At 41.4% G+C, this 24,673-nt stretch carries 31 protein-coding genes; 16 read left to right on the top strand and 15 right to left on the bottom strand.

Translation table 11 applies throughout. The annotated features are described in order from the left end of the window. Positions 1 to 70: 70 nt before the first annotated feature. The 6 genes from recO to AC2HW8_RS01300 all read right to left on the bottom strand — a co-directional run bounded on the left by recO (position 71) and on the right by AC2HW8_RS01300 (position 4,079). On the bottom strand, positions 71 to 817 hold the full coding sequence (gene recO, locus AC2HW8_RS01275; RefSeq protein ID WP_484327036.1) for a DNA repair protein RecO: 747 nt from the start codon (positions 815 to 817) through the stop codon (positions 71 to 73). Beyond that, complete coding sequence (locus tag AC2HW8_RS01280) at positions 768 to 941, bottom strand: hypothetical protein (protein WP_021882932.1); 174 nt, start codon at positions 939 to 941, stop codon at positions 768 to 770. The genes recO and AC2HW8_RS01280 overlap by 50 nt, the downstream gene beginning before the upstream one ends. 102 nt (positions 942 to 1,043) lie before the next feature. Beyond that, complete coding sequence (era, locus tag AC2HW8_RS01285; protein WP_015523353.1) at positions 1,044 to 1,961, bottom strand: GTPase Era; 918 nt, start codon at positions 1,959 to 1,961, stop codon at positions 1,044 to 1,046. Between the two features lie 49 nt (positions 1,962 to 2,010). Further along, positions 2,011 to 2,505, bottom strand: a complete 495-nt coding sequence (locus AC2HW8_RS01290) for a diacylglycerol kinase family protein (RefSeq protein WP_295240423.1) — start codon at positions 2,503 to 2,505, stop codon at positions 2,011 to 2,013. Positions 2,506 to 2,527: 22 nt separating this feature from the next. Further along, the gene (gene ybeY, locus AC2HW8_RS01295) at positions 2,528 to 3,043 is read right to left on the bottom strand and encodes an rRNA maturation RNase YbeY (protein ID WP_015523351.1); all 516 of its coding nucleotides are present in this window, start codon (positions 3,041 to 3,043) and stop codon (positions 2,528 to 2,530) included. 61 nt (positions 3,044 to 3,104) lie between these two features. Next, on the bottom strand, positions 3,105 to 4,079 hold the full coding sequence (locus tag AC2HW8_RS01300; RefSeq protein WP_015523350.1) for a PhoH family protein: 975 nt from the start codon (positions 4,077 to 4,079) through the stop codon (positions 3,105 to 3,107). Positions 4,080 to 4,537: 458 nt separating this feature from the next. Between AC2HW8_RS01300 and ylxM the strand changes: the two genes are divergently transcribed. The 4 genes from ylxM to AC2HW8_RS01320 all read left to right on the top strand — a co-directional run bounded on the left by ylxM (position 4,538) and on the right by AC2HW8_RS01320 (position 6,896). Further along, positions 4,538 to 4,888, top strand: a complete 351-nt coding sequence (gene ylxM, locus AC2HW8_RS01305) for a YlxM family DNA-binding protein (protein WP_021882928.1) — start codon at positions 4,538 to 4,540, stop codon at positions 4,886 to 4,888. Positions 4,889 to 4,898: 10 nt separating this feature from the next. After that, positions 4,899 to 6,308 (top strand): signal recognition particle protein, encoded by a 1,410-nt coding sequence (gene ffh / locus AC2HW8_RS01310; RefSeq protein WP_015523348.1) that lies wholly within the window; start codon positions 4,899 to 4,901, stop codon positions 6,306 to 6,308. An 85-nt stretch (positions 6,309 to 6,393) separates the two neighbouring features. Beyond that, entirely contained in the window at positions 6,394 to 6,639 is a 246-nt protein-coding gene (gene rpsP / locus AC2HW8_RS01315) for a 30S ribosomal protein S16 (RefSeq protein ID WP_015523347.1), read from the top strand. Positions 6,640 to 6,662: 23 nt separating this feature from the next. Then, positions 6,663 to 6,896 carry a KH domain-containing protein gene (locus AC2HW8_RS01320; protein ID WP_015523346.1) on the top strand — a complete coding sequence of 78 codons (234 nt, stop codon included), beginning with the start codon at positions 6,663 to 6,665 and terminating at the stop codon, positions 6,894 to 6,896. A 64-nt stretch (positions 6,897 to 6,960) separates the two neighbouring features. On the opposite strand, the gene AC2HW8_RS01325 is transcribed toward AC2HW8_RS01320, so the two are convergent. From AC2HW8_RS01325 to AC2HW8_RS01355, 7 genes are all read right to left on the bottom strand, one after another. After that, positions 6,961 to 8,313, bottom strand: coding sequence for an ATP-binding protein (locus AC2HW8_RS01325; protein ID WP_484327037.1), 1,353 nt, complete (start codon positions 8,311 to 8,313; stop codon positions 6,961 to 6,963). Between the two features lie 220 nt (positions 8,314 to 8,533). After that, positions 8,534 to 9,028, bottom strand: a complete 495-nt coding sequence (locus AC2HW8_RS01330; protein ID WP_118101784.1) for a hypothetical protein — start codon at positions 9,026 to 9,028, stop codon at positions 8,534 to 8,536. A 134-nt stretch (positions 9,029 to 9,162) separates the two neighbouring features. Further along, a complete protein-coding gene (locus AC2HW8_RS01335; RefSeq protein ID WP_484327038.1) occupies positions 9,163 to 11,628 on the bottom strand; it encodes an ATP-dependent Clp protease ATP-binding subunit in 2,466 nt (821 codons plus the stop codon). 46 nt (positions 11,629 to 11,674) lie between these two features. Next, entirely contained in the window at positions 11,675 to 12,664 is a 990-nt protein-coding gene (locus AC2HW8_RS01340; RefSeq protein ID WP_021882922.1) for a protein arginine kinase, read from the bottom strand. Between the two features lie 2 nt (positions 12,665 to 12,666). Continuing rightward, the gene (locus tag AC2HW8_RS01345; protein WP_021882921.1) at positions 12,667 to 13,170 is read right to left on the bottom strand and encodes a UvrB/UvrC motif-containing protein; all 504 of its coding nucleotides are present in this window, start codon (positions 13,168 to 13,170) and stop codon (positions 12,667 to 12,669) included. 21 nt (positions 13,171 to 13,191) lie between these two features. After that, positions 13,192 to 13,641, bottom strand: a complete 450-nt coding sequence (locus tag AC2HW8_RS01350) for a CtsR family transcriptional regulator (protein ID WP_046431992.1) — start codon at positions 13,639 to 13,641, stop codon at positions 13,192 to 13,194. Between the two features lie 211 nt (positions 13,642 to 13,852). Next, positions 13,853 to 14,281 (bottom strand): hypothetical protein, encoded by a 429-nt coding sequence (locus tag AC2HW8_RS01355; protein WP_117969728.1) that lies wholly within the window; start codon positions 14,279 to 14,281, stop codon positions 13,853 to 13,855. A gap of 221 nt (positions 14,282 to 14,502) precedes the next feature. Between AC2HW8_RS01355 and AC2HW8_RS01360 the strand changes: the two genes are divergently transcribed. From AC2HW8_RS01360 to AC2HW8_RS01380, 5 genes are read left to right on the top strand one after another with little or no spacing between them, the layout of a single operon-like run. Further along, entirely contained in the window at positions 14,503 to 15,045 is a 543-nt protein-coding gene (locus AC2HW8_RS01360) for a hypothetical protein (RefSeq protein WP_046431989.1), read from the top strand. An 18-nt stretch (positions 15,046 to 15,063) separates the two neighbouring features. Continuing rightward, the gene (locus AC2HW8_RS01365; RefSeq protein ID WP_303667336.1) at positions 15,064 to 15,606 is read left to right on the top strand and encodes a hypothetical protein; all 543 of its coding nucleotides are present in this window, start codon (positions 15,064 to 15,066) and stop codon (positions 15,604 to 15,606) included. Positions 15,607 to 15,631: 25 nt separating this feature from the next. Further along, on the top strand, positions 15,632 to 16,096 hold the full coding sequence (locus AC2HW8_RS01370; protein WP_303667337.1) for a hypothetical protein: 465 nt from the start codon (positions 15,632 to 15,634) through the stop codon (positions 16,094 to 16,096). Positions 16,097 to 16,114: 18 nt separating this feature from the next. Then, positions 16,115 to 16,597, top strand: a complete 483-nt coding sequence (locus AC2HW8_RS01375) for a hypothetical protein (RefSeq protein ID WP_484327039.1) — start codon at positions 16,115 to 16,117, stop codon at positions 16,595 to 16,597. A 13-nt stretch (positions 16,598 to 16,610) separates the two neighbouring features. After that, the gene (locus AC2HW8_RS01380) at positions 16,611 to 17,075 is read left to right on the top strand and encodes a hypothetical protein (RefSeq protein WP_484327040.1); all 465 of its coding nucleotides are present in this window, start codon (positions 16,611 to 16,613) and stop codon (positions 17,073 to 17,075) included. A 171-nt stretch (positions 17,076 to 17,246) separates the two neighbouring features. On the opposite strand, the gene AC2HW8_RS01385 is transcribed toward AC2HW8_RS01380, so the two are convergent. After that, a complete protein-coding gene (locus tag AC2HW8_RS01385) occupies positions 17,247 to 17,525 on the bottom strand; it encodes a zinc-ribbon domain containing protein (RefSeq protein ID WP_021882914.1) in 279 nt (92 codons plus the stop codon). Between the two features lie 105 nt (positions 17,526 to 17,630). Continuing rightward, a complete protein-coding gene (locus AC2HW8_RS01390; RefSeq protein WP_101070388.1) occupies positions 17,631 to 18,221 on the bottom strand; it encodes a sigma-70 family RNA polymerase sigma factor in 591 nt (196 codons plus the stop codon). A 238-nt stretch (positions 18,222 to 18,459) separates the two neighbouring features. Here AC2HW8_RS01390 and AC2HW8_RS01395 point away from each other — a divergent pair, with 238 nt between their 5' ends. The 7 genes from AC2HW8_RS01395 (at position 18,460) to AC2HW8_RS01425 (ending at position 24,611) form a co-directional block, all read left to right on the top strand. Beyond that, positions 18,460 to 19,989 (top strand): YifB family Mg chelatase-like AAA ATPase, encoded by a 1,530-nt coding sequence (locus AC2HW8_RS01395; RefSeq protein WP_484327041.1) that lies wholly within the window; start codon positions 18,460 to 18,462, stop codon positions 19,987 to 19,989. Positions 19,990 to 20,109: 120 nt separating this feature from the next. Then, positions 20,110 to 20,304, top strand: a complete 195-nt coding sequence (locus AC2HW8_RS01400) for a DUF1858 domain-containing protein (protein ID WP_015523330.1) — start codon at positions 20,110 to 20,112, stop codon at positions 20,302 to 20,304. Then, positions 20,304 to 20,969, top strand: coding sequence for a class I SAM-dependent methyltransferase (locus AC2HW8_RS01405; RefSeq protein WP_484327042.1), 666 nt, complete (start codon positions 20,304 to 20,306; stop codon positions 20,967 to 20,969). The genes AC2HW8_RS01400 and AC2HW8_RS01405 overlap by 1 nt, the downstream gene beginning before the upstream one ends. Next, positions 20,966 to 21,724 carry a Nif3-like dinuclear metal center hexameric protein gene (locus tag AC2HW8_RS01410; RefSeq protein WP_484327043.1) on the top strand — a complete coding sequence of 253 codons (759 nt, stop codon included), beginning with the start codon at positions 20,966 to 20,968 and terminating at the stop codon, positions 21,722 to 21,724. The genes AC2HW8_RS01405 and AC2HW8_RS01410 overlap by 4 nt, the downstream gene beginning before the upstream one ends. A gap of 118 nt (positions 21,725 to 21,842) precedes the next feature. Next, positions 21,843 to 22,511: a tRNA (guanosine(46)-N7)-methyltransferase TrmB gene (gene trmB / locus AC2HW8_RS01415; protein ID WP_015523328.1), complete on the top strand. Its 669-nt coding sequence runs from the start codon at positions 21,843 to 21,845 to the stop codon at positions 22,509 to 22,511. A gap of 32 nt (positions 22,512 to 22,543) precedes the next feature. After that, complete coding sequence (locus AC2HW8_RS01420) at positions 22,544 to 23,881, top strand: hypothetical protein (protein WP_484327044.1); 1,338 nt, start codon at positions 22,544 to 22,546, stop codon at positions 23,879 to 23,881. Positions 23,882 to 23,903: 22 nt separating this feature from the next. Then, on the top strand, positions 23,904 to 24,611 hold the full coding sequence (locus tag AC2HW8_RS01425) for a response regulator transcription factor (RefSeq protein WP_015523327.1): 708 nt from the start codon (positions 23,904 to 23,906) through the stop codon (positions 24,609 to 24,611). The last annotated feature ends 62 nt before the right edge of the window (positions 24,612 to 24,673 follow it).

Consider the following 24,673-nt stretch of genomic DNA (forward strand, 5'->3'; position numbering starts at 1 on the left):
CGCCCCTACAGTTTTCAGTCATTCTGTTTCAAATAAATAAGTCATTTTCACACAAAACTGCATTGTCTGATTAACTGCTTATTGTTTTGTAAAAAACAAGCGTTTTAAAGTCTTTTTCAAATCTGTATTTAAGATAACTTTCGCTCGCCGCATTCAGCACAACAAGGTCATCCTTCGGCAATGCAAACGAAAACAGCTTGTCATCATCGGCATAAACCGTGTGCCTAAGCGCCGTGAGCGTTCCCTCATTGAGAGCGATTGCAGGTTCCGACATATCCGTTCTGCAATCGGCACATTCAAGAGCGCCTATGCGTGGCAGAAAGTACATAAGCGGAGTAATGTATTCTCCGCATTCTCTGCACATTCTCAGGTCGGGCATATAGCCCGCCATGCTTGCAAGCCTCATTTCAAGACACGGCTTGATAAGGTCTGCACTGCGTTTGTTCTCTGACAAAAGGTAGAGCGAATTAAGCACAAGGCTCAGAAATGAGTCTGCCTTTTGCTCACGGGGACAAATTGTCAAAGCGAGTTCGCAAAAATACTGTGCAAGACACATTTTTGTAACATCACTGCGGAGCTTTGAGAAAATGCGAATCGGCTGTGCCTCGCCGATTATGTAACTTTCCCGACCTTTATAAACTGTAAGTCGGGAATATGAGAGGAGAGATGCCGCCGCACATTTGCCGTTTTTGATGTTTTTTGCACCCTTTACAAATGCACGGATTACACCGTTTGACTTTGTGAGAGCAAAAACGAGCTTGTCCTGCTCACCGATATTCTGTTCCTTTATAATCAGTCCCTCTGTTCGGAATTTCATCGGTTTCCTCCCTGTTCACGGTGATTGCACCCGTGTCTTTGGCATCCTGAATACTTTTGTAGCGAATGTAATCAAGAACGCTTCCCGTGGTAAAGAATATTTGCCACGCACTCCAGTTATCCATAAAAACACCTCCGCAGTTAGTGTTTCACGGACGCCGTTTGTTATATTATGAAAAATCTGACATTGTGTCAAATCGTGTACCCGAATCGCTTTTAGCGGATTATCAGTCAAAATTCTTTTCGTCATAGCCGAAATTCTGAAGAATCTGGGCACGGTTTCGCCAATCCTCTTTTACCTTTACCCATGTCTGTAGGAATACCTTGCAATCGAAAAACCTTTCGATATCCTGACGGGCAAATGTGCTGATTTTCTTGAGCATTGAGCCATTTTTGCCGATAATAATACGCTTGTGGGTTTCTTTTTCACAGAAAATAGTAGCGTCAATATCAAGCATACCGTTATCCCTTGTTTTCATTTTTTCGATTACAACAGCCGTGCCGTGCGGAATTTCCCTGTCGCAAAGACGGAGTATTTTTTCACGGATAATTTCGGCAACAATAACTCTTTCGGGCTGGTCTGTAAGAGTATCGTCATCAAAGAAATGACCGCCCTCGCCTGCCTGCTTTTTAAGCTCATCAAGAAGTTCGTTCATACCGTTGCCGTCCTGTGCACTCACGGGAACAACTGCGTCAAAATCGTAGAGCAGACTGTAACGGGCAATCTGTTTCATAAGTTCTTCTTTTTCTTTGAGAGTGTCAATCTTGTTGATTGCAAGGATTGCCGGCATTTCCATTGACTTGAACTTTTCAATAAGGTTAAGTTCTGTGTCACCCGGTTCTTTTCCTGCCTCAACAACGAGCATACAGCAGTCAACACCGCCCACGGATTCATTGACGGAACGCACCATATACTTGCCGAGAGAGGTTTTCGGCTTGTGCATACCCGGTGTATCAAAGAAAACAAGCTGATATTCGCCCTGAGTAAGCACGCCTGTGATTCTGTTGCGGGTAGTCTGCGGCTTGCTTGAAACAATTGCAATTTTCTGTCCCATAAGTCTGTTGAGAATTGAACTTTTGCCCACATTAGGTCTGCCGACAATGGCAATAAATGCGGATTTATCTTTATTATCTGTATTTAACATATTACCTCACTATACAAAAATCGGGGGCAAGCAAAATGCCGCCCCTTTGTTAATGTTTATCTTTTCTTTTAATGCCCAAAATTGCGTTCTTGACTTTTACGGGACCTGCACATACAAAGACGGCAGAAATCACCGCAGATAAAATCAGCAAAACGAGCATAACGGGATTGTTTACAAAATACGAAAATATTTTTCCGATTACTTCAAAATCAAGGAAGAACAGCACCGCTGTAAACACAGCCGGAAATGACACGGCAAGCACGGCTGCGGCTGCAATGTCCTTGATAATCTTAACGGAAAAATCGTATCTGTCACAAAACAAATCACAAAGCTTTTCAACACAGGTGTTGACCATTTCAAGTGCAATTACAAGCGCACACAAAACGGCGAGCAATGCCCATTTTGCGGCAGAAAAATCGTAAAAGCAACCGAAAACGAAAACATAAAATGTCGCAACAAGGTGAAATCTCATATGACTTTCGCTTTTTACGGCAAAGCAGAAACCTCTGAATGCACTTTTAAAACTTTTGATTTGCTTTTTCATACCCCGTAATATAACTACTCTGTCAAGCCATATCGTCATCAACTATGTAGCTTGATGATGCAGGAAGACCGAGCTGTTCCATAACAAGCTCTTCTTTTTCTCTCATTCTTACCCTTTCAAGCTTTTCCATGTGATCATAGCCGAGAAGGTGAAGAACGCTGTGAGCGGTAAGATAGCCAACCTCTCTCTGGAGGCTGTGGCCAAAGAGTTCTGCCTGATCTCTTGCCTTTTCCATAGAAATTACAACATCACCGAGAATCTGCGCGCCTGTTTCGGGATTGGTGTCATAAACACCGTTTTCGCCCATTGGGAAAGAAAGAACATCGGTTTCAATGTCCTTGTCACGATACTGCTTGTTAAGAGCCTTGATGCCCTCGTTATCCGTGAAAGTAACGCTGATTTCAGCAGAACCTTCAAATTTTTCAAGTCGCAGAACTGCGTTACAACAACGACGAACCAACATTCTGATACCTGTCGGAATCTTTACTGCTTTTTGTTTGTTTGTGATAATTACCCTGATTTTATTATGCTCTGCCATTCATGATCATCCTTTCATTATTTTTAACCCGATAGCGTGGGATATGTGAAAATTAAGTAAATTAATTTTTGGAGCCGTTGTTTTTGGAGCCGTTGTTTCGTAAATTATTAATGTCAGTGTTTTCAAATTTTGCATAAGCCTTGATGATATCCTGAACAAGGCGGTGACGGACAACATCCTTTTCGTCAAAGAAACAGGTGCCGATATCGTCAATGTTCTTGAGGATTTTGATGCAGTCTTTAAGACCGCTCTTTGCACCGTTCGGAAGGTCAATCTGTGTAATATCGCCCGTGATTACCATTTTTGAGTTAAATCCGAGTCGGGTAAGGAACATCTTCATCTGTTCCCTTGTCGTATTCTGAGCCTCGTCAAGAATTATAAAGCTGTCGTCAAGCGTTCTTCCTCGCATATATGCAAGCGGTGCAACCTCAATGTTACCTCTTTCAACATACTTTTGATATGTTTCCGCACCGAGCATATCAAACAATGCGTCATACAGGGGGCGAAGATACGGATCGACCTTGCTCTGCAAATCACCGGGCAGAAAACCGAGCTTTTCGCCTGCCTCAACAGCAGGTCTTGTTAGAATTATTCGGTTAATCTGCTTGCTTCTGAAAGCCGTGACCGCCATTGCAACGGCAAGGTAGGTTTTGCCCGTACCGGCAGGGCCGACGCCGATTGTGACGGTATTTTTCGCAATCTGCGAGCAGTAGCGCTTCTGACCGATGGTTTTCGGCTTAATAGGCTTTCCCTTTGAAGTAATACAGATGCAGTCGCCTGCAAGCTGTTCTATTTTGTCCTCACTGCCTTCATTGACAAGCGAAATGCAGTAGCGGATATTTTGCTCGGAAAGTGCTTCACCACGGTTGATGAACTGCAACAGGCTTTCAATAACCTTGCAGGCCTTCGATGTGTTTTCGGCATCGCCCTCAACCTTAAGCTCACTGTCACGGCAGGTGACACGGACATTAAACTCCTTTTCAATCAGCTTAATATTTCCGTCAAAACTGCCAAAAAGTGCTACGGCATTTTCCATTCTGTCGATATTTATAATTTGTTCCGTAAAGCAAAACTCCCGTTTCTTCAATAATTCAAAACAATTATAACACATTTTACTTGAAAATGTACATTAAAAATAGCTTTTTTCACTAAAAAAATAATTTTTGTGAATTTTGACGAAAACTAAACTTCACATAGCCACTCATTTGTAAAGGATAGAAACACTTTTTTTGCTCTTTCGTAATTATACTCAAAATCGCATTACAATCGACTTATTTTAGTTATTTAAATCTTCCGAAACTACCACAATATTGCCGTTTTTGTAATATAACTGTACAAATTTGATAACTTCCCGAAAATTAAAAATTTATCAAAATTACTCTCAGCCGTAAAATCGGCTTAAAATGCTTGACAAACGGGCAATTGTATATTATAATTCACAGGTGTAAAGAAATTTTCTTTACACGCAGACCAGAATCACGGGAGCTGTCAGGTATGGAAAAAAACATTGAAGTATCTCTCTTGTTTGATTTTTACGGCGAGCTTTTAAAGCCCTCGGGCAAAAAGGCGATTGACCTTTATTATAATGAAGATTTGTCGCTTGCAGAGGTTGCCGATGAAACAGGAATAACAAGACAGGGTGTGCGTGACAGTATCAAGCGCAGTGAGCAACAGCTTTTTGAGTTTGAAGAAAAGCTCGGTCTGTTCAAACAGTTCAGTAAGCTTGAGCAGGGGCTTGACGAAATTTCGGCTCTTGCACTTGAAATAAAAGAACTTTCACAGGATACACAAATCACAGAGCTTGCGGATGTTATCATCGAAAAATCAGGCTCGCTGAAAGATTAAAGGAGTTTTCATGGCATTTGAAGGACTTGCAGATAAGCTTGGCAATGCGTTCAAAAAACTGAAAAACAAAGGCAAGCTTTCTGAAAAAGATGTTAAGGAAGCAATGCGAGAGGTTCGACTCGCACTTCTTGAGGCCGATGTAAACTACAAGGTTGCAAAGGACTTTACAAACAAAGTAACAGAGCGTGCTGTCGGTCAGGATGTTATGCAAAGTCTTACTCCTGCACAGATGGTTGTTAAGATTGTTGACGAGGAGCTTACGAGCCTTATGGGCGGTGAGGACGCACGAATTGAGTTTGCGTCAAAGCCTCCGACAGTCATCATGATGTGCGGTCTTCAGGGTTCGGGTAAAACAACCCATACGGCAAAGCTTGCAAAAATGCTGAAAAAGCAAGGCAGAAATCCTCTGCTTGCCGCCTGTGACGTATATCGTCCCGCCGCTATCGACCAGTTGAAGGTTGTCGGTGAAAAGGCAGGCGTTCCTGTTTTTGAAATGGGAAAAGCAAATCCCGTTAAGATTGCAAAAGAGGCAATCAAGCGTGCAAAGGACTACGGCAACGATGTTGTTATTCTCGATACCGCAGGCCGACTTCATATTGATGAGGCTCTTATGGATGAGCTTAAAAACATCAAAAAAGAAGTTGAACCAAACGAAATTTTGCTTGTTATCGACTCGATGACAGGTCAGGACGCAGTTAATGTTGCGAAGAGCTTTAACGAACTTCTTGACATTACGGGTGTTATTCTCACAAAGCTTGACGGTGACACTCGAGGCGGTGCGGCGCTTTCGGTAAAGGCTGTTACAGGCAGACCTATTAAATTTGCAGGTACAGGCGAAAAGCTTGACGATATTGAAGTTTTCCACCCCGACAGAATGGCAAGCCGTATTCTCGGCATGGGTGATGTGCTTACTCTCATTGAGGACGCACAGAATAAAATGGATGCCGAAAAAGCCGAAGAAATGGCTCAGAAGATGATGAGCAACAAATTCGACTTTAACGATTTGTATGATCAGTTTGAGCAGGTCAAGAAAATGGGACCGCTCAAGGGCATTCTCTCAAAAATTCCCGGTGTCGGAAAACAGCTTGAGGGTGTTGACATTGACGACAGACAGATTGACTGGGTTCAGGCAATTATCCTCTCAATGACACCCGAAGAAAGAAGTCATCCGCACATTATGAACCCGTCAAGAAAGCGCAGAATTGCGGCAGGTTCGGGCAGAAGCATTGAAGAGGTCAACCGACTTATCAAGCAGATTGACCAGATGCAGAAAATGATGCGTCAGATGACAAAGGGCGGAAAAGGCTCTAAGAAAAGAAGAAAAATGAAAGGTCTTCCCGGACTCGGCGGTATGCCGATGAACGGCATGGGGCCTGCAGGCGGAATGGGCGGTCCCGACGGAATGCCTCCGTTCAAATAATTAACATTAATCAAACATTAAACAAAGTTTTTCATCCAATTACGGTTGGTGAATATAAATTAACAATTTTTATGAGGTGAACATTATGGCAGTAAAGATCAGACTTAGAAGAATGGGTTCAAAGAAGGCTCCTTTCTACAGAGTAGTAGTAGCAGATTCAAGATATCCGAGAAACGGCCGTTTCATTGAAGAAATCGGCACATATGATATTCTCAAGAAGCCCTCTGAGTTCAATGTTGACGCTGAAGCAGTTAAGAAGTGGATTGCTAACGGTGCTCAGCCAACAGACACAGTAAAGGCTCTTCTCAAGAAGAACGGCGTAATTGAATAATTGCGCTTCGGAAAGGACAAACAATGAAAGATTTACTTGCAGTTATCGCAAAGGGTCTTGTTGACGATCCCGATTCCGTATCAGTTGAAGCAGACGCTCCCAACGAAGAGGGAACAGTTGTTTACCACATTCATGTTGCAGAAAACGACATGGGCAGAATCATCGGTAAGCAGGGCAGAATTGCCAAGGCTATCCGCACAATTGCCCGCAGTGCCGCTATCCGCAGTGAAGAAAAAATTATGGTTGAAATCGACTGATTAACGGTTCATAACCGAACAAAAGCCTCCCAACACGGGAGGCTTTTTTACACCCTATTAAATATCAAAAGGTAAAACTTCCTGTTTTGCCCACATCATTTTTGAAAAACATAATATAGTAAATCGGGATATAGTTAATCTTCCCGTCGGAAGTTACTGTTCTCTCGTTTGAAAGAACAAAGGCTTTCTTAATGTGATAATCCTTATTGCTTACAAATGTGTTCAATGCGCTGTAAACCGTGTAATCCTTTCCCGATTTCACCTCAATCGGAACAGCAGAAAGGCTGTCGTAATCATCAATAAGATAGTCAACCTCTCCCTTACTTCGATTATCATAATAGTAAAGTTTATAGCCGTGAGCCGCAAGTTCGCTTGCCACAACGCTTTCGTAAGCCGAACCGAGATTCACACTCGTTTCATCATCAAGCACGGCACGGATATTGTTGCCGTACAAAATTCCCGTCAGAATACCGACATCGTTCAGATAAAGCTTGAGCAGATTTTTGCCCGTTGATTCAATAAGCGGAAAAACGGGATTTGAAATTACCTGAACATTAAGGGCGATCCTTGCACTTATCAAATACTCGAATTCATCCTGATAGTCGCTGAAACGCTTACCGCTTTTATTCTCAATATTTTTTGCAACAATCCTTTTCTTTTTGTTTTCCATATTTGACGGAATGAGGTCATAAACTCTGCGGATTTTAAGTTTGTTTTCATCATCGTATTTTGAAGCGTCTGCAGCATAATATTCGTGAATTTCGCTTTGTATCTCTCTGACGGACTGAATATTTCTCTCAGAAATATAGCTGTTAACCGCATCGGGCAATCCGCCGACAAGCAGATACTTTCTAAATAAATCCATCATCCTATTGTGCATGGATTCATCGAGAGATTCAAGATTTTCAAATTTTTTCTGCATAGCCGAAATAACAATTTCATTCATTCCGTTTGCGTAGAGAAATTCCTCAAAATCAAGCGGAAACATACGCACTTTGCGAATACTGCCCATTGGAATTGAGGTAGTCTGTGACAGCGTTACACCCAAAAGCGAACCGCTTGCAATGAATGTAAATTTGCCGTCCTGTGACAAAAATTTGAGCAAAGTCAGCAGATGAGGATATGCCTGAATTTCGTCAATAAAAATCAAGGTATCGCTTTTCTTCCCCATTTTATTTCCTGCGAGCATACTCACCTGCAAGTAAAAATCTTCGACTGTTTTTGTGTTTTCAAAAAGTCGGTTGCCGAGGGAATCTTCAACCATATTTATTTCAATAAAATTTTTAAAAATCTTTTTGCCGACATAACGGATAATGTATGTTTTTCCGACCTGTCTTGCACCGTCTATGAGAAGAATTTTCTTTGAATCCGACTTCAAATGTTCTTCGATTACGGTTTCAATCTTTCTGTAAAGCATACCAATCCCACTTTTCAATAAGATTATACCATTTAAAGACACACTTTTCAATAGAATTTAGGGGTTAAAAACTACACTTTTCAATGAAAATTGAGGGGCAAAAGCTACACTTTTCAAATTATGAGCAGAAATTTGATGTAAAAAACACGGTGCAACCTATGTTTTATGGTTACACCGTACTTTATAAAATCTTTTAAATTCAGGCAACTTTACACTGTGATTATTTCATCAATTCTTCAAGTTGCGATTTATTATATTTACTCTTATAAATATCATAACCCGCCGTGTCAAGGTTTATATTTGCGTGCCTTTTGTCAGCCTGAACATAGACATCGTCACCCTTGACATATACCAAAATCCAAATGTCACGGCTGGTATCTTTCAGGTATGATAAAAGAAGAACATAACTCGGTTCAACATCTATCGAATCCACCTTATTATCAGATGTCATATATACCAAATCGTTAAATGACATCAACTTTTCGTTAAGGTTGTTTTTGTTTGATTTTGAAATAAGTTCATTAGTTTTGTAATCATAAAATTCAACTGAAAATTGGTTTGTATCTGCTGTCGGAGTAGTATCTGATAAAGCAGTTGTATCGGCTTCATCAGAAGTTTGAGCATTACTCGGTGCAACTTCACCGCCACAACCTGTAAATAAAACAGAAGTTGAGATAATAACTGCCAACAAGATAATCGAGATAATTTTTTTCATAATTAACATCCTATTGTGTTTTTGTCGGATTAATTATACACCTTGAATTTATTTTGTCAAGATATTCAAAACAAAAAAATCAACCGCAAAGTTTTTAGCTCTGCGGTTGATTTTATTTTTATTAAGAATTACGCTTAGTTGGCGTTTGCTGTTGTAAAGGTAAACTGACCGTCTGCGAAATCGCATGTAACTACTGCGCCGTCCTTGACCTTGCCCTCAAGCATCTGCTCTGAAAGCGGATCTTCAATCTCATTCTGTATTGCACGGCGGAGAGGTCTTGCACCGTAGTTTTCGTCAAAGCCCTTGTCGGCAATCTCGCTGATTGCGTTGTCTGTAAAGCTGATTTTAATATTCATCTTATCAAGACGGTTTTCAAGAGTTTTGAGCATCTTAACGGCAATCTGCTTAATTTCGTCCTTGTTGAGCTTGTTGAACACGATAATATCGTCAACACGGTTCAAGAATTCAGGACGGAATACCTTGCGGAGTTCGCCTGTTACAAGCTCCTTAATGTCCTTTTTCTCGCTCTCTTCGGCATTCTCATTTTCGGAATTAAAACCGAGTGAGCTCTGCTTTTCGGTGATAAGTCTTGCGCCGACATTAGAGGTCATTATGATAATGGTGTTCTTAAAGTCAACCGTTCTGCCCTGTGAGTCGGTAAGTCTGCCGTCCTCAAGAATCTGGAGGAGCATATTGAATACATCGGGGTGAGCCTTTTCAATCTCATCAAAAAGTACAACCGAATACGGTTTTCTTCTTACCTTTTCGGTGAGCTGACCGCCCTCTTCAAAGCCTACATATCCGGGCGGTGAGCCGATAAGCTTTGACACGGTGTGTTTCTCCATATATTCACTCATATCAAGACGGAGCATTGCATTTTCATCGCCGAACATTGCCTCTGCAAGAGCCTTGCAAAGTTCTGTTTTGCCGACACCAGTCGGACCGAGGAAGATAAACGAACCTACAGGTCTTTTCGGGTCTTTAAGACCTACTCTGCCTCGTCTGATAGCCTTTGCGATTGCAGTTACAGCCTCGCTCTGACCGATAACTCTTTCGTGGAGAACATTCTCCATGTTAAGAAGTCTTTCGCTTTCTTCCTTAGTAAGCTGAACAACAGGGATACCTGTCCATTCGGAAACAATCTTTGCGATATCCTCGGCAGTTACCTCGCCGCTGTTACCCTTCTGCTGTTCCTGCCACTTCTTCTTTGCATCGTCAAGCTTTGTCTGAAGTTCCTTCTGCTCATCACGAAGTCGTGCAGCCCTTTCAAAGTCCTGCTCGTTAATTGCGCTTGCCTTTTCTTTTTCATAGTCTGCAATTTCATCTTCAAGCTCCTTTACATTATCAGGAGAGGTAAGAGATGCAAGCCTTACCTTTGACGCACCCTCATCAATAAGGTCAATTGCCTTATCGGGGAGGTAACGGTCTGCGATATATCTTGATGACAATGTTACTGCGGCATTGATTGCCTCATCGGTAATCTTAACCTTATGGTGTGCCTCGTAGCTGTCACGCAAGCCTTTGAGAATCTGTACAGCCTGTTCGGGAGTAGGCTCGCCAACCTTTACTGGCTGGAAACGACGCTCCAAAGCGGCATCTTTTTCAATATATTTTCTGTACTCGTTAAGAGTTGTTGCACCGATAACCTGAAAATCGCCTCTTGCAAGTGACGGTTTAAGGATATTTGCGGCGTCCGCACTGCCCTCTGCGGCACCTGCACCAACGATAGTATGAAGTTCATCAATGAAGAGGATAGTGTTCTTTGACTTTTTAACCTCGTCAATAGCCGCCTTGATTCTCTCCTCAAAGTCACCTCTGTACTTCGCACCTGCTACCATACCTGTGAGGTCAAGGCTGACAACTCGCTTGTCTTTAAGAATTTCAGGCACATTGCCCTTTGCAATTTCAAGTGCAAGTCCCTCTGCAACCGCAGTTTTACCTACACCGGGTTCACCGATAAGAACAGGATTGTTCTTTGTACGGCGGGAAAGAATCTGGATAACCCTCTGGATTTCCTTTTCTCTGCCGATTACAGGATCAATTTCACCGTTCTTTGCGGCTTGAGTAAGATCTCTGCCGAATTTATCAAGGGCCGAACCGCCTTTCTGTGAACCGTTCGGAGCGGATTCGTTTTCAAAACCGCCGAAACCTTCATCTGCACCGCCCTGCATACCTTTTGACACAGCCTGTGCAAGTCTTTCAACAGATACACCGAGTTCTTCAAGAAAAGCTACTGCGTAGCTGTCGCTCTCCGAAAGGATTGCAAGGAGCAAATGCTCTGTGCCTACATAGGTGTAGCCTGTTTTTGAAGAAATGATAACTGCGGCTCTCAAAACTCTCTTTGTACGGGGAGTAAAATCATCTGGAGTAAGCTCAACGAGCGACATTGTACCGTTAATGGATTCAAGCTTTTCACGGAGAGCATCTTCCGTTACTCCGCACTCATTAAGAGCGGTTGCGGCAACACCGCTGCCCTCTTTTACGAGTCCGTAGAGAATGTGTTCTGTACCGACATAGTTGTGGCGCATCTCCTCTGCACTTTCAATCGCAAGATTAAGCGCCTTGTTTGCTTTTTCTGTAAAACCTTTGAACTGATACATAAAATCATCACCCTTCCTTGTGGATAATGTATTAACTGCTTATTTTCTATGAAAGAGCCTCTCTTAAAATTTTTGCCCTTTCAATATCTCTTTCCTGTGCGGAAAGATTTTTTCCTGAGTTTACCATAAGCGTTGCAGGCTCAATTTTTTCCATAAGAGAGTCAACAACATCTGCGGTAACATCTTTTATCTGTCCCGACAAAATGCCGAAACGAACATTTGACAACAGCTTTAAAGCCTCGTCATGAGTCATAACCATTGCCGATTTCAACAAGCCTAAGCTTCTGCTTACGCTGTCCTGAATATCAATACTCTTCGCAAGTCTTTCTCTTGCCTGTTGTTCCTGAGAAACAAGCTGTTTTGTGATGTTCTCAAGATTTTCAATTGCGGCTTTTTCGGAGATACCGAGCGTTACCTGATTTGAAAGCTGATAAAGCGAACCGCTGGGTTCTGAGCCTTCACCGTAAGCACCACGGATTGTAAGTCCGAGCTTTGAAAGGTTGCCTGCAATTCTGCCGATTGTACGGCTCTTTTCAAGTGCCGGCAGATGGAGCATAACAGAGGCTCTCATGCCTGTGCCGAGGTTTGTAGGGCATTGTGTAAGATAACCGAGCTTGTCATCAAAAGCAAATTCAAGGTTTTCATCAAGCAGGGTGTCAAGCTTATCAGCTGTATCATATGCCTGTTCAAGCGACAAGCCGTCTGTGATAACCTGAAGTCTTATGTGATCTTCCTCGTTAATCATAATGCTCATGCTTTCATCCTTGCTCAACAGCAATGCTCTGCCCTCTGTTTCGCTGATGAATTCGGGACTTACAAGATGTCTTTCAACAAGTGACACACCCTGTGCCTCTGTCAAATCATCAAGCTTAATCAGATTGAAATCCGAGGCAATTGAGCTGTTGCTGTCCCTGATTGCACTTGTAACCTTTTCAATAACCTTTTTTCTGCCCTGTTCGGACAGTCGGCACGGAAACGGGTAATCTTTCAGGTTTCTTGCAAGTCTTACTCTGGTGGAAATTACTTCGTTACTCATAATTAAGCCTCCATTTCCTTAATCTGATCTCTTAACTCTGCGGCATGTTCAAAATTCTGTTCCGAAATTGCCTTGTCGAGTTCCTTTTTAAGTGCCTTGATTTTATCTTTCTTTGTCATCTCGGCACTCTTTTCGGCTTTCTTTGTACCAAAACGGCTGTTCTTACCGCAATGGGTTGTGTTGCCGTGGATTCTTCTGATTGAAGGAAGAAGCTGGTCGCCGAAAATTTCGTAACATTTTGCACAGCCTACATGACCCGACTTTGCAATATCGGAATATGAGCTTCCGCAGAAGTCACAGCGTGTTGCCTGAGTTCTTGCGGGAAGGCTGTTGCCGAAGAAACTTCCGAGAAGTCCCGAAAATTCGTCCTCAAAGTTACCGAAGATGTTTGTGTATCCCATTTTCTTTGCACATTCACTGCACAAATCATATTCTTTAATTTCACCGTTGATAACGGTCTTTACATGAGTATTTGCATTGTTAGCACCGCATTTTTGACATTTCATAATAACTGCCTCCGTTCAAAATCAACTTAATGTAAGCAACATATTCTTGAACAAGTCCGCTCGCACGGCATCTCGTTTACTCTGTTCAACATTTGTAAGCGTTCTGTCGGACAACGCCGAGGCTATCAGCTTTGCCGATGTAAGCTCAATCATATCTCTTTGCAACATATTTTTGAGCATTGCCTCTGCACTTGCCTTGTCAAGTGTTGTTCCAATCGAATTTATTATATGCATAAGCGCCGTACCTCTATCCATCTTCACACGGCTTATTCGGATAAATCCGCCGCCGCCCCTACGGCTCTCTACAATGTAGCCTTTTTCGGGAGTGAATCGGGAGGTTATAACATAATTGATTTGGCTCGGTACACATCCGAGGTTGCCGGCGAGTTCGTTTCGCTGAATCTCCGCACTGCCGTTTTCACGGTCAAGCATCTCTATAATGTACTGTGCCACCAAATCGCTCATTCTCATTTTGGTCGCCTCTTTTCATTTGTTTGACTACATTATAATATCAAGGTCAGAGAAAGTCAAAGTCAATTAAAGTCAAAAATTAAAGCATAAGCTTTGAAATTCTCACGAATTCTCGCTTATGCTCTCGTTTCCTAATATTTTAAAATATTTTTGACTTTTTCTGACTTTCAATTTTTATCCGATAAAGTCTGACTTTTCAAGCAATTTGACCTTACAAAATTACATTAACCGTGTAATCAACATCGTAAATTTCACCGTCAAACCAATTTATAAAACCTATGTAGATGCAGATTTTGTCATCATGTTTATTCATATCACGAACAACCTTAAAGCACTCCGACCAACCCGAAAAGCGTTCAAGTCTTTTGACTGTATCAACATCGGCATTGCCGTTTACAAACACACACATTGCAAGGTGGCGGGTTGACGATAACATTCTTACAAAATCGAGGAACATCATATTAACCTCATCGCCCGAACATTCAATTTTAAGAGCGTCTTCCTCGATTTTGTTTCCGAAAAAATCAAGCACATTGTCAAACGCTGAATCAAAGTCATCGGTTTCAGCGTTCTTTAGTCCCTGCGAAAACTTGTAAATTGCGGTAGATGCATAAATTCTCTTAATTTTTTCAATCGTCACGGCAATCACCTTCTCGGTATCGTTACTTTTATTATTATACATTATATAAGCAAATTTGACAACAAGTATGTTATTCGGGCGGTTCAATACAATTTTTGTAATAAAAACATTTGAAATTAAACAAAAATTTTGTGTTTTCCGATTGACAATTGTACAGAGATATTGTATTATATAATTGTACTAATGAATTAGTTCAATTGCTTGATAAGGAGCGTGATTTTATGTTGAAATTTATCTTATATATGTTGCTTGCTGTTGTAATTCTCAGCGGAGGTATTTTTAAAACCTTCGCTATAAACTATGGTATTTCAAAATATCTCTCAAAAAAGCCATATAAAGGTGATTTTGAATTCAAAAAAGTTGCGTTACATACTTTGGAAACGAACTATATTTTGTTGGCATTAGTTGTTCTGATCGTTTTAGGTATAACGCTTTGCAGTGCATCGAGTTACATTAATATAGTAGAAAATTTAGTAGAATTGATTTTAGGATTTTTTATTGCACTTACAATGTCTCTTTTAGGTCCATGGTACAATACAATCGGTAATGAGTACGGTGCGTATGTTATACCTTTCTTTATTTTAGTTATTCTAAGCATTCCGGTTCTGTTTTTCGTCAATTACAAATTCGTTTACAAAGATTTTGAAGTTTCTAAAAATAAGAAAATGAAACTTTCATTTTTCACAGCACTTGCAAACGCACCTTATGAATTGTTAATACCCTACGGTCAGTTTGGAACGATGATTTTCAAAAGTATGATTTAATGTTAAGGAGGTTTGGTTATGAAATACACATACATATATGTTATACTCGGCATTTGTGCCGTTGCAGTAAGCATAGGAAAAGCTTTAGCAGTAAATTTCGGTATTTCAAAATACCTTTCTAAAAAATCTTACAACGGTAAATTCAAGGTCATAAAAACAGCTTCTATTTCATTCGGAGTCGGATACATATTATTGGCTTTAGCTTCTTTATTTATTGTGACGATGGTGATGGATGCAATTTACTCACACATAAGATTTGACCAGTTATTGCAGGACTTCTTATCTATATTTTACATGGCTATTATCGGAGCAAATTATGAATTTTTGGATAGTCCATACGGTCTTGGTTTGATATATGTTTTTCCGTTTATTTTCGTTATTATCGTAAGCATAGTGGTATTGATTTTTGTGAACTACACATTTGTTTATCGCAAATTTGGAATACCAAACAATAAAAAATGGAAACTCTCATTTTTCACCGCACTTGCAAACGCACCGTATGAATTGTTGATCCCTTACGGACAGATTGCAAGTATGATTATCGACAGTATGATATTTTGATTTTGTGTTTAAGGAGAGATGATTTATGTTTAACTCGGCAACTCTAGTTGTTATATTATTATTTATACTTTCAGCCATACTTTTTACATCTACTACCGTTTCGATTGCTATATATTATGCAAGAAAAAAAGCTGATACAGAAGAAAAAGCACTTATAACAAAAAATGATTATCAAAAAACAATTCTGATTTTTTCAATTATAAACTTCATTGCATCATTTGCCGCAATGGCTGTTGCACATATTGCAGACTCAGGTGATTACAACCATCTTTCAATAGGACAATTTTCTTATTTATCTTTAATATTTGTGGCAGGCGTAGTTGAATTTTTTATTGCAAAGTCAACTATATTCCAAAGATTTTCCTGTTCAAAGGCAGACAAAACGGAAAGAGCCGCAGTCTTTGCCGCAATATGCGCACCGTATTACATATTTATCGTAAGCTCACCGATAGTTCCGTATATAATCGCAGTATCTCTTTACCCCTGCTGATTTTAACGAAGTGATATTATGAACAAAAACTCAAATCCCGAAATCTTAACCACTATAATTATTTTATCTGTACTTCTTGCCATACTTTCTGTTACAACAGCATTTTGCCATACAGAAAGAAGTGCGGGTTACAAAAACAAAGTAAACATCAGCAAAAATAATCACATAATAATTTACCCGATATTTTTTGTTTTGCATATGACAGCAATACTGCTTTTTAATCTTCCGTTTCCTGACTTAACTTGCTATCTTTCATTCAGCATAGGAAGTATTGTTTTTATATTTTTGATTCAAGCTGTTATTGCTTATTTTACAATGTTTAAAAGGTTTGAATGCGATACGGGTACAAAGGTCGGAAAATCAATTGTTTTTTCGCTGATTTCAACACCATTCTACAGTATCCTTTTCGGTGTGGCTTTTGCATTCTTAACCGCCGTTATAAATGCACCGTGGCACCTGTTTATTCCATATGCACTTTTCATAAAGATGATTTTCTTTTAAGGAGAGATGATTTATGCTTAACTCGGCAACTCTTACCGCTATTTTAGTAAACATTCTTGCGGCTTTATTTTTTACTTGTATCACAATCTGCATTGCTACACATTTTGCCAAGAAAAAAGCTAATGAAACAGATAAAAAACTTATAAACAACAAATGTTACGGAATAATAGCTGTTATTTTTACAATTATAAACTTTATTGCGTCATTCACCGCAATAGCTGTTGCATATGTTGCAGACTCGACTGATTACTACCACATCTCAATTCCAAAATTTTCTTATTTCTCTTTAATATTGGTGGCAGGCATAATTGAATTTCTTGTTGTCAAAGCAATAGTATTCAAGAAAATTTCCTGTTCAAAAAAAGAAAGAGCCAAACAGGCTGCAATTTTTGCGGCAATATGTACTCCATACTATATTATTGCCGCCAACTTACCGATAATTATGTATATGGTCGCAGTAGCTCTCGACCCCTGCTGATTTTAACGAAGTGATATTATGAAAAACATAAAAAACGGTGAGCAGATGCCCACCGTTTTTGTGTTTAGCTTTTTAAATTTGAAATTAGTCTGAAGATAATCAAGCTTTTAAAATTAAAATATTTAACCTCAGTTACGAGAAATTAAACTAAAACAATAAAAATTCAATTAATTATTCAGCTGCTTTTCTTTTTGCAAAACATTCGCTGCAATAGTAGCTTTTGCCTTCAACAGGCTTGAAAGGAATCTTTGCAATTCCGCCGCATTCAGCGCAAACGGTTTCAAAGAATTCTCTCTCTGTCTTGGCAGCATTTTTACGAGCCTGTCTGCAAGCCTTGCAACGCTGCGGTTCGTTTGTGAAACCCTTTTCAGCGTAAAATTCCTGCTCTCCTGCAGTAAAAACAAATTCGTTTCCGCATTCTTTGCAGACAAGTGTCTTATCTTCGTACATTGGTATTTACCTCTCTTTTTCTACCTCTCGGAGGTTAGTTTGTTGCCCCGTGCGGAGTTGCACCGCAATACTGTTAAGGACAAATATTAATTTTCGGTTTACCGATCAGCCGACATTCAGACCGCCGTGAACCTTTTTTCTTGCTCTTTGCAAGGCATTGTCAACCGCCTTTTCGGTTACGGAAAGCTTTTCTGCAATTTCCTTATAGCTCAAGCCGTTGCCGTAGAGCATAAGAACATCGTATTCGGACTTTGACAGCACACTTTGAAGTCGCAACAGCAACTGGTCAAGCTGTTCTCTGCACATCAAAAGTTCTTCGGGAGTTTTGGCGGAATCTTCAATTGACTCGCCCACATCGTCCATCGGAACAATGCTTGATGAGGGGATGGCTTTTTTCTGCTCTCCACGTCTGATTATCGAAATAAATCTTCTTTCAACAACAACCGACATATAGCTTTTAAAGTTTGCACCGCCGTTTTGGTCAAAGGCTTTGCAGGAACAAAGCAGTCCTACAAGTCCTTCCTGAACAAAGTCATTGTGTTCATAACCCTCTGCCGAAAACTTTCGTGCAATTATGCTGATTGTGTCAAGATATCTTACGACAAGCTCATCAAAAGCACGGTCATCACCAAGACTCACAAAATTTGCAAGCTGTGCGTCGGATAAAGTACCGTAGGATTTTTGCAATTCGGTCATAACCTGCCCCTAATACTTATTCTTATACGCTTAATAGTATAACAAAAACGCACAAATGTCAACAACCCGAAAGCAATTTCTGTAATATTGCATTATGATATGGAAATTATTTGTGCAAAATAGCTGAAATAAAGTCGAAATTACATACATTATGAAACTTGTTAAGAGAAGTAGAAAATGTTATACTTTATATTATTAATTTATTACGATTTTTATTTATCGGTTCGGGGGAATTTTTATGGTTGTTACCTGCAACAGTTTTGGAGTGAGCGGTATGGACGGCTACAAGGTTGAGCTTGAGGCGTCAATGTACAACGGCACACGGGAATTTGATATGGTCGGTCTGCCCGACACCGCCGTGCGTGAGAGCAAGGACAGGGTTCTCAGTGCATTAAAGAACTGCGGATTCAGATACCCTGCCGCACATATGACCGTGAACCTTGCCCCTGCCGATATCAAAAAAGAAGGACCTATTTACGATTTGCCGATTGCGGTTGCAATTCTTATACTGCTCAATCAGATTAAGAGCAACATCTCCGACTGCGCATTCATCGGTGAGCTTTCGCTTTCGGGAGAAGTCAGAGGAATCAACGGAGTTCTGCCCATGGTAATCAAAGCGAAGGAATGCGGTATAAAGAAAATTTATGTTCCGAAAGCCAACGCAAGCGAGGGCGCTGTTGTTGACGGAATTGAAGTGTATGGTATTGACAACATTCTTCAACTGAAAGATTATCTCAATCACATTCTCGAACCTGCACCCGCAAAGCCGAATACACATTCTCCCACGGAGGAACGGGACTACATTCCGGATTTTTCCCAGGTAAATGGTCAGCTTGAGGTGAAGCGTGCGCTTGAAATTGCCGCTGCCGGCGGTCACAATATTCTGCTCATAGGCCCTCCGGGTTCGGGCAAAAGTATGCTTGCAAAACGAGTTCCGTCAATTCTGCCCGATATGAGCTTTGACGAAATGATTGAAACCACAAAAATCCACTCAATTGCAGGAACGCTAAAGCATGACGGACTTATCACAACACGGCCGTTCCGTTCGCCTCACCACACGGTAACGCCCGTAGGACTCGGCGGAGGAGGTACGGGAACTATCAGACCGGGTGAAGTTTCACTTGCAAACAACGGTGTGCTGTTCCTTGACGAGCTGCCCGAATTTTCAAGAACGGCGCTTGAGGTACTCCGTCAGCCGATTGAGGACGGCTCTATCACAATTTCAAGAGCAGGTCAGAAATGCACCTATCCGTGTTCGATTATGGTGGTTGCCGCAATGAACCCATGTCCGTGCGGATATTACGGTGATCCGACAAGAAAATGCACCTGTTCGGAACAGAAGATAAAACGCTACCTCAACCGCATTTCGGGTCCGCTTCTCGACCGTTTTGATATCCATGTAGAAGTGCCTGCCGTGAAATTTGAAGAACTGCGTGACGCTTCATCTGCCGAATGTTCAGCCGACATCAAAAAGAGAGCAGACAGAGCAAGAGAAATTCAGCGAGAAAGATTTAAGGGCAGTAAAACAACCTGCAACGCAAAAATTAACGCAGAGCAGTTTGAAAAGGTCTGCATAATTGATAAAGAGGCTGAAAAGACGCTCAAGGACGCTTTTGAAAGTCTTGGTCTCACCGCAAGAGCGTATGACAGGGTTTTGAAAGTTGCAAGAACCATTGCCGATTTGGACGAGTCGGAAATAATCCGCTCCGAGCATGTTCTTGAGGCGGTTCAATACCGCAGTCTTGACCGCAAATATTGGGCAAAATAAGACTTATACCTTACACAAAAATTAAAAATATCACTTTTAAAAAGTACGGCTTTATGCTATACTACTATAGTGTGACATCAAAGCGGTGTTGCAGTTTCATGACACAGGAGGTTTTTTATAATGGAAATTACAAAGAATTCAATAATCGGTGATGTTCTTGATCAGTACCCCGACACAGCAGAGCTTTTCTTCAGCATCGGTATGCACTGCCTTGGCTGTCCTGCATCACGAGGCGAAACGATTGAAGAGGCTTGTATGGTACACGGTGCAGACGCAGACGCACTCGTTGCAGACCTTAATAAAGCAATTGCATAATGAACGGCGCATCTGATTTTTCGCTTGATAACCGTCTTGCACTTTGTGCTGACTTTGTGCGTGACAGAGCAAAGGTTGCCGATATCGGCACAGACCATGCCTATCTTCCGGTGTGGCTGTGCCGTATTGGCAGATGCGACACAGCGATTGCCGCAGACATCAACCCCCTGCCCCTTGAACGGGGAATTGAAACAATTAACAACAGCGGTCTTAACAATCGAATTGAAGCAAGACTTTCAAACGGTCTTGAAAAAATTTTGGGCGATGAGGCTGATGACATAGTAATTGCAGGAATGGGCGGAGAACTCATTTCGCAGATTATCGAAAACTGGGAGTTTTCAAAGGACAGGTCAAAGCACTTTATTCTTCAGCCTATGACCAAAAGTGAAGAGCTTATGCGTTGGCTGTTTGCAAACGGTTTCAGCGTTATCAAGCGTGACTGCTGTACTGCCGCAAACAAGTGCTACACTGTAATTCTTGCCGAATACAGCGGTGAGGTTCGCACGGTATCCGAAAGCGACCTTTTTCTTTACGGGCTTGATCCGAAAAACAACTCCATGCACCGCAGATTTATTAAAGGCTGTGTGCGCAGACTTTTAAAACAGGCTAAGGGCAACCCTGTCTGTGCCGAAACCGCACGCATTCTTGAGGAGAGCTTTAAGTGAAAACCATAAACGATATACTTAATTTTTTTGAAGAATTTGCGCCCTGTGCAACTCAGATGAGTTTTGACAACGCAGGGCTTATTGTGGGCGACAAATACACAGCCGTAAGCCGTGTGCTTGTCGCTCTTGACATTACGGAAGATGTTGTGAATGAGGCGGAAAGTCTGGGATGTGAGCTGATTATCAGTCATCATCCCGTAATTTTTGCCCCTATAAAAAGGCTTTCGCCTTCTTCCGTTCCCTATCTGCTTGCACAAAAGGGCATTTCTGCCGTTTGTATGCACACCAACCTTGACCTTGGCGAAAAGTTCGGAGTAAACATCTGTCTTGCAGACGCACTCGGAGTCAAAAATCCCGTGTTGTCGGAACTTGGCGAGTGTATGTTCACGGGCGAGCTTGAAAGCGAAACCGATATTCACGATTTTGCAAAGCTTGCAAAGAAAAATCTTGACTGCAAGGGACTTCGCTACACCGACATTAAAGACAGGGTTAAAAAGGTTGCCGTATCGTCGGGTGCAGGCGGTTCAAATGTGTTTGATGCGGCTTTGGCGGGTGTTGATGTGCTTGTCACGGGAGAAATCAAGCACCATGAGATTATCGCCGCAAATTCACTCGGAATTGACATTATTGACGCAGGTCACTTCAAAAGTGAAAATATTGTAATTTTACCGCTTGTAAACAAGCTTTCAAAAGAATTTTCCGAGATTATTTTTACAAAATCGCAATCCTGTGACGATATGATTAAATTTATTTAACCTGTAAGCATCATTATCAAAATATTTGTTGCATAATTTGTTACAATTTGATATAATGATACGGTAAATTACTATATGTGGTAGTGCGCCGTCTGTACGCACCGCAAAATGAGGTATTATGAGAATCAGAAAAAAGAAATGGGCAGAACCGGAGCTTTCCGTTTGCAATTTTTATGTAAAGAATCCGGAAGAAAACGCCGGAAAATGGATGCAGGCTTTCAAAAAGGAACAGCCGTTGTATCTTGAAATAGGCTGCGGCAAGGGCGGTTTTGCGGGACAGCTTGCGCTTAAAAACCCCGACAAAAATATTATCGCACTTGACATCAAGGTCGATATGCTCGGCGTCGGCAGAAGAACAATTGTAAAGCTTTTTGAGGACGCCGGCAAAACGCAGGATGATATTACAAATCTTTTGCTTGTAAAGTACAATGTTGAAATGCTTGACAAAATTATTACGGCTGACGATAAGATTGACAGACTTTTCATCAACTTCTGCAATCCGTGGCCGAGAGCAAAGCACAAAAAGCGCAGACTTACATACTACAAAAAGCTTGAAATGTACAAAACATTCTTGAAGCCTGACAGCGAAATCCGTTTCAAAACCGATGATGACGAGCTGTTTGACGAAAGTCTTGAATACTTTGAGCAGAGCGGATATGAAATTTTGTATCTCACCCGTGATTTGCACGCAAGCGATGTTACCGATAATATTGAAACAGAGCATGAAAAAATGTTCTCCGAAGAGGGCATAAAAATCAAGTATCTTATTGCAAGACAAAAGCCTTGACAGCCCCATAAATAAAGACGGGAGGGATTTTTGTGAAGATTAAAAAGCTGATTTCGGCTTTGGTTATCGGTTCAATGCTTGTCGGTTTGAGCGGTTGCAACATCACGGATTTCAGCGCAGAAAATCTTCTTCGTCCTCCTAAGGCAGTCGGAGATGAGGCTGAAATTGAACAGCTTATTGCCAAAACGGCTGACAGCAGTTATACGCTGAAATATCCTAAAAACGGAAAATTCCGCAGTGCAATCATCATGACCGACCTTGACGGAAACGACAGCAACGAGGCTGTTGCATTTTTTCGCAACAGTGCCGAAACTTCTTCGGTTCATATGCTTGTCATGTACTCAAAAGACAATTCGTGGGAGATTGCGTCCGACAATATCTTTGAAACCACCGATATTGACAGCGTTGACTTTGCGGATTTAACCGGCAACGGAAAGGCTGAAATCATCGTTAATTCAACAACCTACACTCCGAATGTCGGCAAGCTTTCCTGCTACTCCTACTCGGAAGGCAAGACAAACGAAGTGGGTTCGGGACAAAGCTGTTCAAGCTTTGTTACGGGGGATTTTGACAATGACGGAACAAGCGAGATTATGTCGCTTGTTCTCTACACAACCGAAAACGAGGCCCTTGCGTCAATGCTTGATTACAACGAGGACAGCAAAAGCCTGTATGCCAAAGCAATGGCAAACATGGATCCGAATGTTGTAAAGTACAAGAACATTGCCGTTACAAAGCTTGATAACGATATTACGGGAATTGTCGTTGACGGAACTTCCGCAAATGAGGTTACTAACACACAGGTTATTTTTTACAGCCGTGACCTTGCAATTCTGCGTAATCCTCTTTTTAAAGAAAAAGCAAAAAATATAACCCGGCGTTCATCGCAGGTCATCTGTTCGGACATTGACAAGGACGGAAAGCTTGAAATTCCCGTTACGCTTGATCTGCCGAAACAGAGCGGTGACAGCAAAAATATTTATGCCGACAAAATCATTTGGAACAGCTTTGACACACCCAAGGAGGCGCTTGTTGCAAAACAGGCGGTAATCATAAATTACGATTATATGTTTATGATGAACTATGCCGATAAGTGGAGCGAAAACAAGGTTACGGCAATTACCGACCTTGAAAGCGAAACCACCTCATTCTATGCATGGAACGGCACTAAGCTTGACACGGAGCTTTTTGAAATAAAGGTGTTCCCCATAAGCGAATGGGAATCGGGCAAATCTGATGATTTTACGCTGATTACAAAAGATGATAAATATGCATACACATTTAATAATATAAATCCCGACACACAGATTTCGCTAAGTGACGACGAAATCAAGACAGGTTTTTCCACACTTGATCAGTCGGGAATCTGATCACAGCAACGGAGGTTTTGATATGAAAAAAATTCTTGTTTGTGAGGATGAAGCGGCAATTCGTGACTTTGTCGTTATCAATCTTACAAGGGCAGGCTACGATGTAGTTGAGGCAGACTGCGGCGAGGCGGCTTTGCAGAAATATGAAGAAAACAACGGCGATTTTGATGTTGCGATTCTTGATGTTATGATGCCGGGTATTGACGGTTTTCAGGTTTGTAAGGAGCTGAGAAACCGCAACGGCGGAATCGGAATTATTATGCTTTCGGCAAAAACTCAGGAAATGGACAAGGTAACAGGACTTATGCTCGGTGCAGACGACTATGTTACAAAGCCTTTCTCACCGAGTGAGCTTCTTGCAAGAGTTGATTCACTCTACAGGAGAGTTGCGCTTGCACAGTCGCATTCCGAAAACAACTTTAAAGAAGAGCTTAAATCGGGCGAATTCACACTCAATCTTCGCAACCGTGCGCTTATGAAGAGCGGAAAGATGATTGAACTCACACAGGTTGAATTCCAGATTATGGAGTACTTCTTCTCGAATCCGGGTGTTGCTCTTGACAGAATCGACATTCTCAACCATGTATGGGGAGACGCTTATGTCGGCGAGGATAAAATTGTCGATGTTAATATCCGCAGACTCAGAATGAAGGTTGAGGACGAACCTTCAAATCCTAAACATATCATCACGGTTTGGGGACTCGGCTACAAGTGGGATTCAGGCGAATAACTTTGCAAAACAGCCTGCATAAAATTTATACAATCTAAAGAGGAGGGCGGCAACAATTTTTA

This window comes from Ruminococcoides sp. (assembly GCF_057037865.1).